The sequence below is a fragment of the Algoriphagus resistens genome (assembly GCF_001442615.1).
GTDB lineage: Bacteria > Bacteroidota > Bacteroidia > Cytophagales > Cyclobacteriaceae > Algoriphagus > Algoriphagus resistens.
This window is the reverse complement of sequence record NZ_LMXN01000014.1, coordinates 50,451-64,958: the sequence shown is the minus strand read 5'-3', so window position 1 is coordinate 64,958 and position 14,508 is coordinate 50,451. Positions and strand designations below refer to the sequence as shown.

General features: G+C 41.1%; 18 protein-coding genes. 6 read left to right on the top strand and 12 right to left on the bottom strand.

Going from position 1 to position 14,508, the window contains the following annotated elements; genetic code table 11:
- Positions 1 to 22: 22 nt before the first annotated feature.
- Genes AS141_RS20765 through AS141_RS20755 form a run of 3 tightly spaced genes read right to left on the bottom strand, consistent with a single transcriptional unit; the run spans position 23 to position 1,977 of the window.
- The gene (locus AS141_RS20765) at positions 23 to 862 is read right to left on the bottom strand and encodes a phosphatidate cytidylyltransferase (RefSeq protein ID WP_057939626.1); all 840 of its coding nucleotides are present in this window, start codon (positions 860 to 862) and stop codon (positions 23 to 25) included.
- Positions 846 to 1,052 (bottom strand): putative signal transducing protein, encoded by a 207-nt coding sequence (locus AS141_RS20760; RefSeq protein WP_057939625.1) that lies wholly within the window; start codon positions 1,050 to 1,052, stop codon positions 846 to 848. Before AS141_RS20760 ends, AS141_RS20765 begins: the two co-directional genes overlap by 17 nt.
- Positions 1,027 to 1,977, bottom strand: a complete 951-nt coding sequence (locus AS141_RS20755) for a CPBP family intramembrane glutamic endopeptidase (protein WP_057939624.1) — start codon at positions 1,975 to 1,977, stop codon at positions 1,027 to 1,029. The genes AS141_RS20760 and AS141_RS20755 overlap by 26 nt, the downstream gene beginning before the upstream one ends.
- 37 nt (positions 1,978 to 2,014) lie before the next feature.
- On the opposite strand from AS141_RS20755, the gene dusB reads away from it, so the two are divergent.
- Together dusB and AS141_RS20745 are read left to right on the top strand one after the other, a co-directional pair.
- Complete coding sequence (gene dusB, locus AS141_RS20750; RefSeq protein ID WP_057939623.1) at positions 2,015 to 3,004, top strand: tRNA dihydrouridine synthase DusB; 990 nt, start codon at positions 2,015 to 2,017, stop codon at positions 3,002 to 3,004.
- A gap of 415 nt (positions 3,005 to 3,419) precedes the next feature.
- Positions 3,420 to 4,319 carry a DMT family transporter gene (locus AS141_RS20745; RefSeq protein ID WP_057939622.1) on the top strand — a complete coding sequence of 300 codons (900 nt, stop codon included), beginning with the start codon at positions 3,420 to 3,422 and terminating at the stop codon, positions 4,317 to 4,319.
- A gap of 3 nt (positions 4,320 to 4,322) precedes the next feature.
- Here AS141_RS20745 and AS141_RS20740 read toward each other — a convergent pair whose 3' ends face one another.
- From AS141_RS20740 to tnpB, 7 genes are all read right to left on the bottom strand, one after another.
- Positions 4,323 to 5,150 carry a M23 family metallopeptidase gene (locus AS141_RS20740; protein ID WP_057939621.1) on the bottom strand — a complete coding sequence of 276 codons (828 nt, stop codon included), beginning with the start codon at positions 5,148 to 5,150 and terminating at the stop codon, positions 4,323 to 4,325.
- Positions 5,151 to 5,349: 199 nt separating this feature from the next.
- The gene (locus tag AS141_RS20735) at positions 5,350 to 6,423 is read right to left on the bottom strand and encodes a DUF3810 domain-containing protein (RefSeq protein ID WP_057939620.1); all 1,074 of its coding nucleotides are present in this window, start codon (positions 6,421 to 6,423) and stop codon (positions 5,350 to 5,352) included.
- Between the two features lie 11 nt (positions 6,424 to 6,434).
- Complete coding sequence (locus AS141_RS20730) at positions 6,435 to 7,016, bottom strand: NifU family protein (RefSeq protein ID WP_057939619.1); 582 nt, start codon at positions 7,014 to 7,016, stop codon at positions 6,435 to 6,437.
- Positions 7,017 to 7,176: 160 nt separating this feature from the next.
- On the bottom strand, positions 7,177 to 7,911 hold the full coding sequence (locus AS141_RS20725; RefSeq protein ID WP_057939618.1) for a ThuA domain-containing protein: 735 nt from the start codon (positions 7,909 to 7,911) through the stop codon (positions 7,177 to 7,179).
- Positions 7,912 to 7,986: 75 nt separating this feature from the next.
- The gene (locus AS141_RS20720) at positions 7,987 to 8,736 is read right to left on the bottom strand and encodes a M15 family metallopeptidase (protein WP_057939617.1); all 750 of its coding nucleotides are present in this window, start codon (positions 8,734 to 8,736) and stop codon (positions 7,987 to 7,989) included.
- A gap of 2 nt (positions 8,737 to 8,738) precedes the next feature.
- Positions 8,739 to 9,497 carry an SDR family NAD(P)-dependent oxidoreductase gene (locus AS141_RS20715; RefSeq protein ID WP_057939616.1) on the bottom strand — a complete coding sequence of 253 codons (759 nt, stop codon included), beginning with the start codon at positions 9,495 to 9,497 and terminating at the stop codon, positions 8,739 to 8,741.
- Between the two features lie 170 nt (positions 9,498 to 9,667).
- On the bottom strand, positions 9,668 to 10,774 hold the full coding sequence (gene tnpB / locus AS141_RS20710) for an IS200/IS605 family element RNA-guided endonuclease TnpB (protein ID WP_157243544.1): 1,107 nt from the start codon (positions 10,772 to 10,774) through the stop codon (positions 9,668 to 9,670).
- Positions 10,775 to 10,869: 95 nt separating this feature from the next.
- On the opposite strand from tnpB, the gene tnpA reads away from it, so the two are divergent.
- Positions 10,870 to 11,280, top strand: coding sequence for an IS200/IS605 family transposase (gene tnpA, locus AS141_RS20705; protein ID WP_057939614.1), 411 nt, complete (start codon positions 10,870 to 10,872; stop codon positions 11,278 to 11,280).
- A gap of 162 nt (positions 11,281 to 11,442) precedes the next feature.
- Here tnpA and porT read toward each other — a convergent pair whose 3' ends face one another.
- Together porT and ubiE are read right to left on the bottom strand one after the other, a co-directional pair.
- Positions 11,443 to 12,249 (bottom strand): type IX secretion/gliding motility protein PorT/SprT, encoded by an 807-nt coding sequence (porT, locus tag AS141_RS20700; protein WP_057939613.1) that lies wholly within the window; start codon positions 12,247 to 12,249, stop codon positions 11,443 to 11,445.
- On the bottom strand, positions 12,198 to 12,920 hold the full coding sequence (gene ubiE, locus AS141_RS20695) for a bifunctional demethylmenaquinone methyltransferase/2-methoxy-6-polyprenyl-1,4-benzoquinol methylase UbiE (RefSeq protein WP_057939716.1): 723 nt from the start codon (positions 12,918 to 12,920) through the stop codon (positions 12,198 to 12,200). The genes porT and ubiE overlap by 52 nt, the downstream gene beginning before the upstream one ends.
- Positions 12,921 to 13,043: 123 nt before the next feature.
- On the opposite strand from ubiE, the gene yihA reads away from it, so the two are divergent.
- From yihA to AS141_RS20680, 3 genes are read left to right on the top strand one after another with little or no spacing between them, the layout of a single operon-like run.
- Positions 13,044 to 13,646 carry a ribosome biogenesis GTP-binding protein YihA/YsxC gene (yihA, locus tag AS141_RS20690; RefSeq protein ID WP_057939612.1) on the top strand — a complete coding sequence of 201 codons (603 nt, stop codon included), beginning with the start codon at positions 13,044 to 13,046 and terminating at the stop codon, positions 13,644 to 13,646.
- Between the two features lie 49 nt (positions 13,647 to 13,695).
- Positions 13,696 to 14,145 (top strand): DUF5606 family protein, encoded by a 450-nt coding sequence (locus AS141_RS20685; protein WP_057939611.1) that lies wholly within the window; start codon positions 13,696 to 13,698, stop codon positions 14,143 to 14,145.
- 41 nt (positions 14,146 to 14,186) lie between these two features.
- Positions 14,187 to 14,495 (top strand): hypothetical protein, encoded by a 309-nt coding sequence (locus AS141_RS20680; RefSeq protein WP_057939610.1) that lies wholly within the window; start codon positions 14,187 to 14,189, stop codon positions 14,493 to 14,495.
- Positions 14,496 to 14,508: the final 13 nt, after the last annotated feature.

Genomic DNA, 14,508 nt, shown 5'->3' with positions numbered 1-14,508 from the left:
TTTCAATCAGCATAGCCTCAAATTAGAATATTTTCAAAAAGGCCGTAATAAATGGGGCCGAAAGTAACAATCCGTCAAAACGATCCATAAATCCCCCATGGCCGGGAAGACCTTTTCCTGAATCCTTGATCTCAATGGATCGCTTGAAAAGCGACTCAATCAGATCTCCATAGGTTCCCGCAATAATGATAATCCCGGCAATCACCAACCATTTCCAATCTTCAATCACATGAAAATATCTTGTCAAAATGAACGCTACTCCAATTGCTGAAAAAGCCCCGCCCAAAAAGCCTTCCCAAGACTTCTTTGGGGAAACCCGTTCGAATAACTTAGTCTTACCAAATTTTGTTCCAGCAAAATAAGCCCCAGTATCACTGGCCCATAGAATCAAAAGGCAACCAATGATGATCTCGTAATTATAAGTGGCATCTACTGAAAATACCGCAAGATTTAGTAATGAAAAGGGCACTGCCACATAAAATAGACCCAAAAAAGTATAGGCAACGCCAGTGAAAGGTTTTTTATCAGTTTTCTTGTAAAGCTTGATAAAGAAAGTGAGAGAGACGATAGGAAAGATGAAATAGAAATATTTATCGGACAGATGCTCCTTCTCCACCAGAAAGGTGAGGCAGAATATCATCAGTCCGAGAAATGTCCCAAAACTCCTCAGCGGGAGCATCCCATCAAGACCACTCAATTTGTAAAACTCCATTTGGGAAAAGCCGAGGATTCCTGCAAAAACCAAAAAATAGGTGTAGTCAGAATAAATACACCCCCCCACTATTATCAATGCCCCGAATAATGCGGTGATGGCCCTTTGCCCCAGATTACTGTAATTGTTTATACTAAAACGAGATCTCATTCTGGATTATGTTAGTTGCCATCATCATATCCCCGCGCTGTACATGTACCTCGTAGTTTCCAAAAATCTGATATATGGTTTCTTTTTTATTTAACACTACTGCTTGTATCTGATGCTCTTCCAACACCCCTTTGACGATCTCAGCTCTAACTTGCATTGGACTATCAAACACCTTGTTCCAGTTCTCCATTGGGTTTATTTATTTTCTTAAAGTAAAAGATTCCCGCCATAAGAACCAATAAACCGAGGATAGCAGCGGGATATGAAACTGCATCGGTGGATTCTATATCAAAATCTATCATTCCCTGATTTGAAGCATAAACCATCAATACAGTAAATGCATTATTGACAATATGGGCCAATATGGGATAAGTCATGCTACCTGAATACAGGTATAAATAACCAAACATCCCCCCCAAAAACAATCGTGGGAGAAAGCCATAAAATTGAACATGGATGGCAGAGAAAATAAAAGCCGTAATCCAAACCCCAGCATGGCCATTGCCGGTGTATAAATGCATCTTGGGCTGAATAAGTCCTCTGAAAAACATCTCTTCGCCTATTCCTGCAAGTACTCCAATCACCAGAAGCCCCATCAAAAGCTCTGGAATCGTCTGGAAATCAGTAAGAAACTTAGTAAGTTCAAGCAACTGTTGCTCCATTTCCTTCATCCAAGACTCAACGCCCGACATAGACTCCGGCAGCACCAGCTGGGAATTTAAATAGACCAGCAAACCATTGAAGAGCATTCCCCCTAAAGTAATTAACAAAACCAAGCCAGCACCTTGGGCATTAAATCGAGGTATTTGTATTTCCCAATGTAAGTCGGCTTTATCAATGAAATGCATGATTACATAAGCCGCCACCCAAAAACCAATCCCTGACCCTATTCCCTGAACAAAAAGCATGGCCATCCGCCCATTATCAGGGGAATAATCTCCTGTCATCAATGCCATTATCTCTTCTATTGAGATATTAAACAGAAAAGGCGCGACGGCAAGAGCAATTACTTGAAGGACAATCAAAACTCCCAGCCCGACTAAAACAATGACTATCAGTGATAAAAGCCAACTCTTCCTATTACCAATTTCTGAATCCGTTTCGTATATCTCCATAATTGGGGTAAATTTACGCGCAAATTTAAAATAAGAAGTGGTTAAGATAGGAAACTTGGAGTTAGGGGACTTCCCATTGTTGCTTGCACCGATGGAAGATGTGAGTGATCCACCGTTCAGAGCAGTCTGCAAACAGAACGGTGCAGACCTTATGTACACAGAATTTATCAGCTCAGAAGGTTTGATTCGCGACGCTGCAAAGAGCGTGGCCAAACTTGATATCTTCGATTACGAAAAGCCGATAGGGATTCAGATTTTCGGAAACGAAATAGACTCGATGCGTGAAGCTGCAGCCATTGTAGAAGAAGCCAGGCCTGATATTCTGGACATCAATTATGGCTGTCCTGTAAACAAGGTCGCATGTAAAGGTGCAGGAGCGGGGATTCTCTTGGACATCGACAAAATGGTCTCTATGACTGCAGAAATCGTAAAAGCGGTAAATATTCCTGTGACAGTTAAGACCCGCCTGGGATGGGACAATGACTCCATCCGCATCGTGGAAGTGGCAGAGCGGCTTCAGGATGTAGGAATCCAAGCCATCAGCATACACGCACGCACCAGAAAACAAATGTATAAAGGTGAGGCGGACTGGAGTTACCTAAACAAAGTGAAAGAAAATCCACGCCTATATATCCCTGTATTTGGAAACGGAGACATCGATTCACCCGAGAAGGCGCAGGAATATAAGATTAAATATAACGTGGACGGCATGATGATCGGCAGAGCATCTATTGGGTACCCATGGATTTTCAATGAGATCAAGCATTTTCTAGCCACGGGAGAAAAGCTTGCCGCTCCCGGATTGGAAGAAAGAATCGCTGTCGCAAAAAAGCATCTGGATTTCTCTGTGCAGTGGAAAGGACCCAAACTTGGGATACTTGAAATGAGGAGACACTACACGAATTATTTCCGAGGTATGCCAAATTTCAAGCAATACAGAGCCGAAATGGTGACCGCGGAGACTTACGAGCATGTTTGTGATATATTAGAGCAAGTCTCTGATGTATATGCAGATCACGTCTTTTGAATTGTTGAAAAGTGGTAAAAGTTGGAAGAACCAGAAATCATTCTATCCTGATAATCCATCATAGAGTATGCCCGCATTACTTAAATAGAATTTTTCCTTGGCCTTCAAAATCTCCTTCCCTTTGATATTATATTGAAATCAATGGCATTAGATAATGATAAACTGGATTTAAAAAATGGTTCCGAGTGTTGGCAGATGACACCATACAATTTGACACGGTAAAATCGGGATTAGCGGATTTCCAATAAAATTAAATGGGCAAAGACTTGCTACACAACTACTATAACCCATTCACTTTTCCAATTTGTAGAAATCTGTCAGTTGATGTCTAACTTACAATTTTCCCCCTACTTGGTAAGAAGTTTTTCTTTGGTTTTACTTCCTTTGTGATGCGGGCAATTTTCCGCCATAGCCAATGTCCACTACCACCAATGACAGTAATCTCAAAAACTGGGGGTTACTTATTCTATTGTCCCTGATTTGGGGCAGTTCCTTTATTCTTATCAAAAGAGGGCTGGAAGTATTTTCCCCCGGGGAAGTGGGAGCATATAGAATTGTGGCCGCCGCAGCTTTCCTGCTCCCCTTATCTATCCCGAGAATTAAGAATCTCGATAAATCCCAGATCAAAAACCTGATTATTGTTGGATTGGTTGGGAGTTTTATCCCTGCGTTTCTATTTGCCAAAGCCCAGACTCAGCTCAGCAGCTCACTTACTGGGGTGCTTAATGCCCTGACCCCACTATCAGTAGTGGTGATTGGTGCCTTATTTTTCAGCTCGAAAATCACCCGAAGAAATGGGATTGGACTTGCCATTGCATTTATAGGGGTATTTATTTTAGTGACTGTCAAAGAAGGTAGTGGATTCGGAGCTTTTGCGGATATCAACTCGTATGCTTTTTATGTGATCCTAGCCTGTATATGCTATGGTTTCAATCTGAATATTATCAAATATCGCTTCCAAAAGCTTAAACCTATAGAAATCACTGCGATTTCCCTGGTCATGGTTTTGCCGGCAGCACTGATCTATTTGATGGCCGGTACACAGTTTTCCTACAAAGTTGTAAATATAGACGGCGCTTTGCCTGCTTTGGGATATCTCACACTGCTTGGCGTGATGGGGACAGCTATCGCACTGATTATTTTCAATGTTATGGTGAAGACTGCAACACCTGTTTTTGCCGCCTCTGTGACCTACATTATACCTATTGTGGCCATCTTTTGGGGAGTACTTGATGGGGAAGTTTTGCTTTTGGGCCACTATATTGGAATCATAGCGGTGATCTTAGGCGTTTGGTTTGGGAATAGGAAAAAGTGATTTTCAATCTGGCTCATTTGCTTTGTAAGCCTTCAATTCCTTTTTGCTCATTTCAGCTGTGACAATCTCCTCGGGATAAATCACCGCTACTTTCTGCATTTCAGGAAAGTCTGACTCTCCTTCCTCTGAAATAAATGTCATTGGTTCATGCAAGTATTTCAGCTTGTTTGTGCCATCCTTCACTGGTTTCATATTAACTAGCCTTACATGCAAACCTGAATTATATTCCTCACCGGCCGAATCAGCAAGTATGTCTCCAGGGAACACCACTTGACCGACTTTCACTTTTTGGCTCCCTGCTCTCAAAACCATGATCTTGGTGAGAGATCCATCCTCATGAAATAACTCGATGTAATTCTCTGAGCTGTCAAAATCCAGATTTTGCTGCTCGTCATACTGTTCCATACTGACCGCCGTGACCACACCTTTCCGTGGGGCAAGTATCTGCGTAGGCAAATCAAACCTGAATGAAATTCCCACATAGTCTGTATTCTCCTCCTCAGGCTGAAGGCGATTTTGAATATGTGTCATGCGTATTCCAGTAGCTATTGTACCCTCCGGAAGCGGAATGAGGTATATAGGTTTACCTTTGGATTTCGCAAAATAATCTCCTCCAATGTATGAATAGGTATAGCGTAAATTAGTACTCTGTCCCTCTGTTCTACGCTTCAAAGTTGACACCTTAGATCTACCCGGACGGGCTACCACTAGCCCTGAAGACCCGATAGGAAGGAGGTTCGTATGTTCTGTAACATCAATTAAAATGGTATAAGGCACCTTTTCGGGATTAGTTGCATAGAGCTCTATGCTCCCATCATCCTTATGCTCCATGTTTATAGTAATCTGGGCTATACTAGTTTGACAGAAAAAAAGGATAGCTAGAAAGAAAAGAATAATTCGCATTGAGAAACAATTAAATCATCTGGAGAAAATCACAATGAACCAGCCCCCAGTTCAAAAACTAAAATACTATTTTTTTAAAAACCCTACATACAAAAAAATCAGGTTTCCATAGTGTCTGCCCTATTCCTTAAAAATCTTTCATCCTTTCCCTCCACGCAAAAGCCAACTTCGGCAATTCCTGGTAGCTGTTGACTCCGGCTTTCACCCCTTGTGTTTTCAGAAATACATCGTTGGTTTTACGACTCAGTTCCAATGAATATGGCTTGATTGCCTCGCTGGCTTTTCGGATAGAGATCATGTCGTTTCTAATACCTTTATCCAGTGTTTTCACCCAATCTCTATATTCCTCGGGAGCCATTCTATAATAATCGGTCAGCTGATAGTTCAGCAGCCTCAATTGTCCGGAATAACGCAATAGGGGGTCATCCGAATTGGTACAGATCACCCAAGCTATAAAATTGGCCTCGCCCTCATCTGTCACTCCATAACTGTGGGCCATTTCGTGGGCAACTGTAAATGGCTTCTCCAATGCATGCAAGGTGGGGTCAATGTAGCTTTCTCCGGTAAAAGGGAAATAAATCCCCAAGATTCCCATTTTCCGCATAAAACCCGGCGGGGGAAAGAGTTTGGTTCTGGGTCTTCCTGTAAAATTTAACCCAAGCATATCAAGATTTTCGGCAATGTTTGAACGCACGAGCTTTTCCAGTTCAGGATAGGGCAATATTTTATCTATTGCTGCGGTGTCGCGCGTGACAGCATTTCTATGCTGCTGTGCCAGACGATACGTGATCTGCACCTCCCTTTTTACCTGTTCTAGATTCATGGCTTTGGGCTGAAGTCCAAGCTGCTGCACTATAGGCGTACGCTGATAATTGAAGCCCCATAGCACCAGGAAAAAGAATATCAATGCACCTAGTCCATTGGCCAATGCCTGCAGAGAATAAAGCCATTTGCTTTTCCAACCTGCCTTTTTGCTAAGCCTCCAAGAATAAATGCCAATGACCAGCAGTACAGTGACTATAAATAAATAAACGCTGGGAAAAGGCAACATTCCCAGCGTAATATCTATGACGTTCCGAATACCTGGAAAGAAAATTCTCGAATAAATTTCATCAGTAGCTTCAGGGTTTTGAGCCGCCAAATAACGTATTCCTAAAGCAATAACTCCAAGAATCGCCCAGGACCAATCTCTTTTACCCATATAAATCCAGCTTAAACTCCTTCCGCCACCACTTCCTTCACCTCAGGAAGCATTCTGGTAAGAAGGTTTTGGATACCGGCTTTCAAAGTCACTGTACTCGAAGGACAGCCGGAGCATGAGCCCTGGAGCTGAACTTTTACCACACCATCGTGAAATGAATGGAAAACTATGGCTCCACCGTCTTGTTCTACAGCAGGTCGGATATATTCGTCAAGTATTCCCTTGATTTTCTTCACTACTTCAGAATCATTCTCATCAAAAAGAGGATCCTTATCAAAGCCAACCGGAACAGGTGCTTTGCCTGCTTCCAGATACTGCTTGATGTGATCTCTTACGATACCTTGGATCTCTGCCCACTCCACTTCTTCTGATTTGGTGACAGTCACAAAATTGGAAGCTATAAATACGCGCTCTACAGCAGAGAAATTGAAGAGTTCTTGCGCCAACGGACTTATTTTAGCACCTTCAGCATCCGGAAAATCAAAACTTACACCCTCATCCACCAGCATGAAATTGGCGACAAACTTCAGGGAATTCGGGTTTGGATTGGCCTCCATATAGAGGTGTACAGGTCTTGCTTGTGCTTGTAGCATGGTGTTCTTGATTTTTGTTTAGCAATCCCATTTATCGGGATTAAGTTCCGGCAAATCGGATTTTCATTCCTATCACTTCCCTCACAGCAGCTGAGCAATCGGATTTGACTGTTAGCAAATGTAGCTTTTACCCACTATTAGAGATAATAGGTTTTCATTACTACTTGTAAGGCTCGCCTGTAGCAGCATACCAGATTCCTCCATAAAGGTGCTTCAAGAAATCAGGATCTTCCCAAGCTGCCTCCACATGGCCAAGTGCCGTATAGAATACTCTACCCCCATCAAAATCGTGATACCAAGCCATTGGATGGTTCTCACCATTTCCCTTAGCCACTTTGTAGGTGCTTTCATCAGCTTTGATTAAAACCTTGATATCGGGGTTAATTTCTTTGAATTCATACAATTCATCCGTCCATAGCCAGTTTTTTGGTAAATGCCATGTAGATGGATGCGTCTGATCCACTACATCGAGTCTAAGCGTCTGCTGAGCAGGATGAGAAAGGAAATAAGCTCCCATCATTTTATTATACCATGGCCATTCGTATTCGGTATCAGTGGCAGAGTGAATCCCTACTACACCTTTACCGCTTTGAACGTATCGCTGAAATGCAGCCTTCTGCTCGTCATTAAAGATCGTACCGGTGGTTGATGTCAAAATCACCACATCATACTTCGCTAATTTTTCATCAGTAAATTCTCCCGCATCTTCAGTTGTGTATACACTGAAAACCTGGGTTTTCCCCATTTTTTTCAACGCCGCTACAGCCTCAGGAATTGATTGATGGCGGAAACCGGCAGTTTTGCTAAAAACCAATGCTTTGAATTGCTGTGCTGATGCCAAAGAAGCTACGCTGAAAATCAGCATGAGCGAGAAAAGTGTTCGTTTTAAGTTCATAGGATTTGAGTTCTTGGGTGTTATTAATTATTGAAAATTGAATACTGTCATCTAGGGCACAGATAATTGGATTCCTCACTTGATAATTTCAAATTTTTCCCCGGCTTCTTTTCTGGAGAAGGCATTGAAATGCCACCACTCTGAACCGATTCCCGTGAAACCGTTTGCCATCATTACTTTCCGTAAAATTTCCCGGTTCGCAACTTGAACTTTGGTAATCTTACCTTCGTCAAGCATTTGTTTTTCCCGATCAGGGTAGGCCGGATAGCCAAAGTAATCATAATGTGTCCCCATATCCAACGTAGAATCCACTTTGAGATCAAAAATGGTCAGATCCACGGCCACACCAAAATTATGTAAGCTACCTTTTTTCGGATCTGCCACATATAAAGGTTTAAGACTATCAGGTTTGTCCAAATTATCCCACAGAATCTGTTGTACACTCAAAGGACGAACTCCATCATAAACCAGCAAAGTATAATCCGGAAACTGACTTTTAAGCATTTGTTGGGCATTTTTCAACCGCTCCGCTACTTGGGGTTGAAGATAAGCTTTAGTCAGGTCTCCATATACATCCTGTCCGAAGAAATTGTCTGTGGTAGAATACCTCAGCTCCACCTTAATCCCGGAAATAGCTTCCTCCACATTCACCAATCCTTGTGCGACCAACTTCTCTTCTAATTCAGTTTTCCCTGATTCCAGCTCAATATCTTTCACAGGACCCAACTCTTCCCGCTGCTGTTCTGAAAACACCTCTTGATCGCTCTTCCGGGCGGTCCCGCAGGCGGCTAAAAGTAAGAATAAAGGAATATAAAATCTGCTCACAATCAGGAATCTCGTTTAACTATAGTGGCAGAAGCCTGCGCGGTCGGTAATACCACCACATCGGCAATTGTCACATGCGCAGGTCTAGTTACGGCAAACTCCACGATATCTGCAATGTCCTGAGCGACCAATGGCTCTATTCCCTGATAGACAGCATCTGCCCGGCTATCATCTCCTTTAAAACGAACTAGTGAAAACTCGGTTTCAACTAATCCCGGATGAATAGCTACCACACGAATACCGAAGGGATTTAGATCGATTCTCATGCCTTTGGTAATCGCATCTACAGCATGCTTGCTACCACAGTAAACACTGCCGTTTGGGTAGACTTCTTTTCCTGCTATGGAGCCAATATTGATAATCATCCCTGATTTCCGATCGGTCATTCCGGGAATAATCGCCCGGGACACGTAGAGCAGCCCTTTGACATTGATATCTATCATCGCATCCCAATCATCCAGATTGGCTGCTTGGACTGGATCAATCCCATGCGCATTTCCTGCATTATTTATCAGTACGTCTACTGCCTTCCATTTCTGGGGAAGATTATCCAGGATTTCCTTTACTTTTTCCCGATCACGCACATCGAATATCAAAGGTAAAAAATCAACTCCTTTGGGCAGCTCTGATTTGAGTTCTTCCAGTCGGTTCCCACGTCGGCCTGTTGCAATGATGTTGTAGCCAATCTTGGCAAGCGTAATTGCAGCGGCTCTGCCTATTCCTGAAGTTGCTCCGGTGACTAAAGCAATTTTATTTTTCATGCTGAAAGATAAACAGAAATAGATTTAGGCTAAAACAGAAATATTAGTTGCTAAAACTTAGCTACAACCTTCTAGTGAACTACCCACCCACAGCAAAGCTGATGGGATGGGCTTCTCTTTTCAACGGCTTGCGCCTCTTTGCAGAAGTCTGATTTGAGCCTCGAAGAGTGTTATCGGAGAGTCCCGCCCCGATTATTTTCTCCTTCTTTCAAGATATTTATTGCAGCGTTATCATCCCTATCATGGATTACTCCACATTTGCAAGTCCATTCTCTTTCTGAAAGGTTTAAGTTTTGATTTATCCAACCACAAGAATTACAGGTTTTAGAAGAGGGAAAGAAGCGGTTTATTTTTACTATTTGCTTATCATTCCATTCCGCTTTGTATTCCAACAATCTTACAAAGTTTCCCCAGCTTGCATCTGCGATATGTTTTGCAAGTTTATGATTTTTAATCATTCCTTTTATGTGTAAATCTTCTAAACAAATCACATCATTATCAGAAATGATTTGAGAACTTACTTTGTGTAAATTATCTAATCTTGAATTGGCTGTTTTCTCATGTAACATGGCAACTTTCAGTCTTTGATTTTCATACCGATTACTGCCTTTTGTTTTACGAGAAAGGTGTTTTTGCGCTTTTGCTAAAGCACGTTCATGGTGTTTTGTGTAACGATTATTTTTAAATTTAATTCCATCCGAAGTAATTACAAAATCTTTCAAGCCTAAATCTATTCCAACTTCTTTACCTGTTTTTTGTTTCGGTTCATATTGGGTTTCACAAAGTATTGAAACAAAATAGTTACCTGTTGGTGTTTTGCTAATGGTGCAATGTTTTACTTCACCTTTTATTTCTCTGTGAAGATTGACCTTAATTCCATCTTTGAATTTTGGAATATACAATAAGTCTTTTTCAACTGTTACAAATTGTGGAACAGTGAATGTATTTTTATCTCTCCTGCTTTTAAAGCGTGGAAACTTAGCATTGCCACGGAAAAAGTTTAGGTATGCAGTATCTAAGCATCTTAAAGCAAATTGCAGAGTTTGACTGTTTACTTCTTTCAGCCATATAGTTTCTTCTTTCTTTTTAATTTCAGTCAATGTCTTTGCCTGTGCATAATAATTGTCTGATTTCTTACTCAACTCATACTGTTCCTTTCTCTCATTTAGAAAGTGATTATAAGCCCATCTAACACATCCAAAATGTTTGCTTAATAGGATTTGTTGTTCCTGATTTGGCATTATTGCAAAGCGATATGTCTTATGTATTGTTTTCACTTATGGAAAAATAGTAATTATTTTTATACCACCGTTACGTTTTTTGTAAATATCTCCATTTTGATTGAGAAACATTCACAAAAAACTTCGCTACTATGTCTAAAAAATCTAATTACATCAGCACAAACCGGTCTAAACATTACCTCAAATGTCATCTAATCTTTGTTTGTAAATATCGCAAAAAGTTACTTGTCGGTCAGTTAAATACTGATATTAAACGCATCTTTCAATCTATTACTGATGGCTCTGATTTTGAAATTGAAGTATTTGAGAGCGATATTGACCACATTCATTTTCTCATCCGTTACATTCCTGGTTTGTCTATTGCTCAAATTGTCCGTAGGTTAAAACAAGAATCTAATCGTCAAATTTGGTTATTACATCCTTCTACTCTTCGTAAGAAATATTGGTATCAGCATCTACTTTGGTCAGATGGTTATTTTGTTTGCTCAATCGGTGAGGCTTCTCCTGATACTATTCGAGAGTATATTCTCAATCAGGGTTAGTCGCTTACATCCCATCCACGTAAAAACGATGGATGGGTTTTACGCTTCGTTTTATAAAAAAATCATGAAGATGGTACTTCCTTAAAAAGACAAACAAGAAATTTACACTATCAACGTAAACGTCCTAATTTTCAAATTCTACAATTTTTCAGCAGCTAACTTCTACTGAAAATTCAAATAAACAGTAATACTCTTTCTTTTGATGGACGAGATTGCATCCTGAAGTTCAGGAAGTGTATTTTCTGCCTGATAAGCATTTATAAGGCCATGCGAAAAACGGATTTCCGGAGCAAACTTGAAGTATTTGAAATAAATTTCGAAACCCATTCCTGCTTCAATAGAAACATCCTGACCTGTCAATACAATATCATCCACATTGGCTTCATCCTGGCTTTTGGTACGGAACTGGTAGCTCCCACCTCCGATGAAATACATGCGGGTATTGTTGAATCTTACAGATCTGTATTTAAAAAGCAAAGGTAATTCTACCATGGTAGCTTCAGAGCTGTACTCCAAAACCTTCCCGAGATCTTCTGAGCTTACAATTACATCCCCTCCTATTATTTCCTCATCAACTTGATTATCAAAATAGGTCACCATTGTCTTATACTCATAAAAACCCACTTTTGGAGTAAAAAGCAACTGCACCTGATCATGAAGCCTCAGAATCCCAATAAATCCAAGTGAAAACCCGGGGGAAAATTTAGTCTGAACACTTCGCACATCTGTGAATGCATTTGTTGAGGTAGAATTAAGAAAAGCATCCGTATACTTCAGCTGCAACGTACTGTTATGAGCAGCAAGGAAAAAGCCATAGGAAAGGGTACGATTATCAGAACCAGCCGTAGATGTCAAGCCAAACATCCCCTGCCCAAACGATGGAATTGACGCCAAGAAAAATAATAAACCCAGTAAGATTACTTTGTTCCTACGTAGATCGAGCTTATTCCAAATGTAAGTGGTTTGCATAGGTTGCTGGTGAATCCGACGTTGTTCATAATTCTCAGGAAATCCATTCCATCCGGAAAGGCCTGTACTGACTCAGGAAGATAAGTATAAGCAGAATTGTCCTTGGATACAATCTTTCCTATCTGCGGCAAAATGGCTTTGGAATAGAAAGCATATGCCTGCTTCATCGGAGCTTTTCGAGGTTTACTGAATTCCAATATCACTGCCTTTCCACCTGGCTTCAGTACCCGGTACATATCAGCTAACCCTTTCTCCAGGTTTTCGAAGTTCCTGACCCCAAAAGAAACGATGACCGCATCAAACTTATTATCTTCAAAAAGCAGTCCTTCGGAATCACCAAGCTGAAGCTCAATTTTATCTTCCAGCCCTTTTTTCTTCATTTTCTTTCGTCCCTCCTCGAGCATCCCTTCAGAGATATCCACTCCAATGATCTTATCCGGATTCAGAGAAAGCGCCTCAATTGCAAAATCACCCGTGCCTGTAGCGATATCCAGAATCAATTTGGGTTGATCGTCTTTAAGATATTTAATCGCTTTTTTTCTCCAGGTGATGTCAATTCCCATGCTGAGCACATGATTGAGCAAATCATATTTGCCCGAAATGTTATTGAACATCTCAGCAACTTGATCTTTTTTGGAATCTTGCTTGTCTTTATAAGGTACTACGGCCATCAGAATTCTGTCTTTGAAAGAACAATAATAGACAAGAAACACGAGGAAAGGAAAAATGTTCCACTTTGCTTTCATCCTTCCCTTTTCGGATAATGTGCTACTTTTGCATACAAACACCAGCAGATGATCCAGAAAGCCACCTTTGTAATCAGTAATTCCAACCCCGGAAATTGTCCGAAGCCAGACCGCGCGGAGATTGCTTTTATCGGCAGATCAAATGTGGGCAAAAGCTCTCTGATCAACATGCTAGTTAACCAAAAAGGACTTGCAAAGACCTCACAGAAACCAGGTAAAACCCAGTTAATCAACCACTTTCTAATCAATGACAAATGGTACCTGGTCGATCTTCCCGGCTATGGCTTTGCCAAAGTAAATCTGAAAGTCAAGCAGGGCTGGGAAAGCATGATTACTACTTACCTTACCAAACGGGAGAATCTTTGTGGTGTATTTGTATTGATAGATAGCCGCTTAGAGCCTCAGCAGATTGATTTGGAATTTTTGCTTTGGTGTGGTTCTCAGGGTGTGCCTACAGCTTTGGTATTTACTAAAGCTGACAAGCAGTCAAAATCAAAAACCCATCAGAATATCCAGAAATTTTTAAACAAAACCCGGGAGATCTTCGAAGAAGAACCGGATTACTTTATCAGCAGTGCCGAAGACGGTACAGGTAAAGTGGAACTGACGAAGTTTATGGAAGAACTAGTAACTGAATATGAAGCCAGGTAAATCATTTAATTGATAGTCCTATATTTGTAGCCTCGAAAAAATAAACCAAATGAATTTTAAAGATCTTGCCACCGTAGCCGGGAAACCCGGTTTGTTCAAAGTTTTGAAACCTTCACGCACAGGAGTGATCCTCGAAAGCATGGATGCAAAAAAAACGAAACTCGTTGCCGGCATGTCCCAGCGTGTATCTATTCTAAGTGATATTTCCATCTATACCCTGACAGAAGAGGGTGCTGAGCCGCTGGAATCCGTGATGCAGAAGATAGAAGCGGAATTCCAAGGTGATTTGGGTCTGGATGCCAATCCTGATGATTCTGAGCTTAGAGCATTTATGAAGCATGTGCTTCCGGAAGTAGACGAAGCGAGAGTTTATACCTCAGATATTAAGAAGTTGATCACCTGGTACAACTTACTTCGAATACAGGCTCCTGAAGTGTTGCAAAAACCGGAAGAGGAAAAACCTGAAGAAGCTAAGTCTGAAGAAAAATCAGATAATTAATAAACCAGCCCCTATTCCAAGGGGCTTTTTTGGCAGCAGATATGAGTGAAACCCTATCTAAAGAAACTTTTTTATTACTGAGAAAGGATTTTGATCTCCCAGAGAAAGCTGATGAATTTGATGAAGAAAAAGCCATTGCTATGCTCTCCAAAGTCATCGCTTATATGCTGGATAGGGAGTTTGAGCGCTTGCTTCAGATATGTTACCGAATAGATCTAGGTGAGGAAAAGCTCAAAAAAATCCTTCATGTATCCGACCCAGACCAAGTCGCGCCTGATTTGGCCTGTGCGCTTTGGAATAGACAGAAGCAAAAAGTGGAAATACGCAAACGGTATTCTGGAAAGGAATAATTGTCTAGAGTCA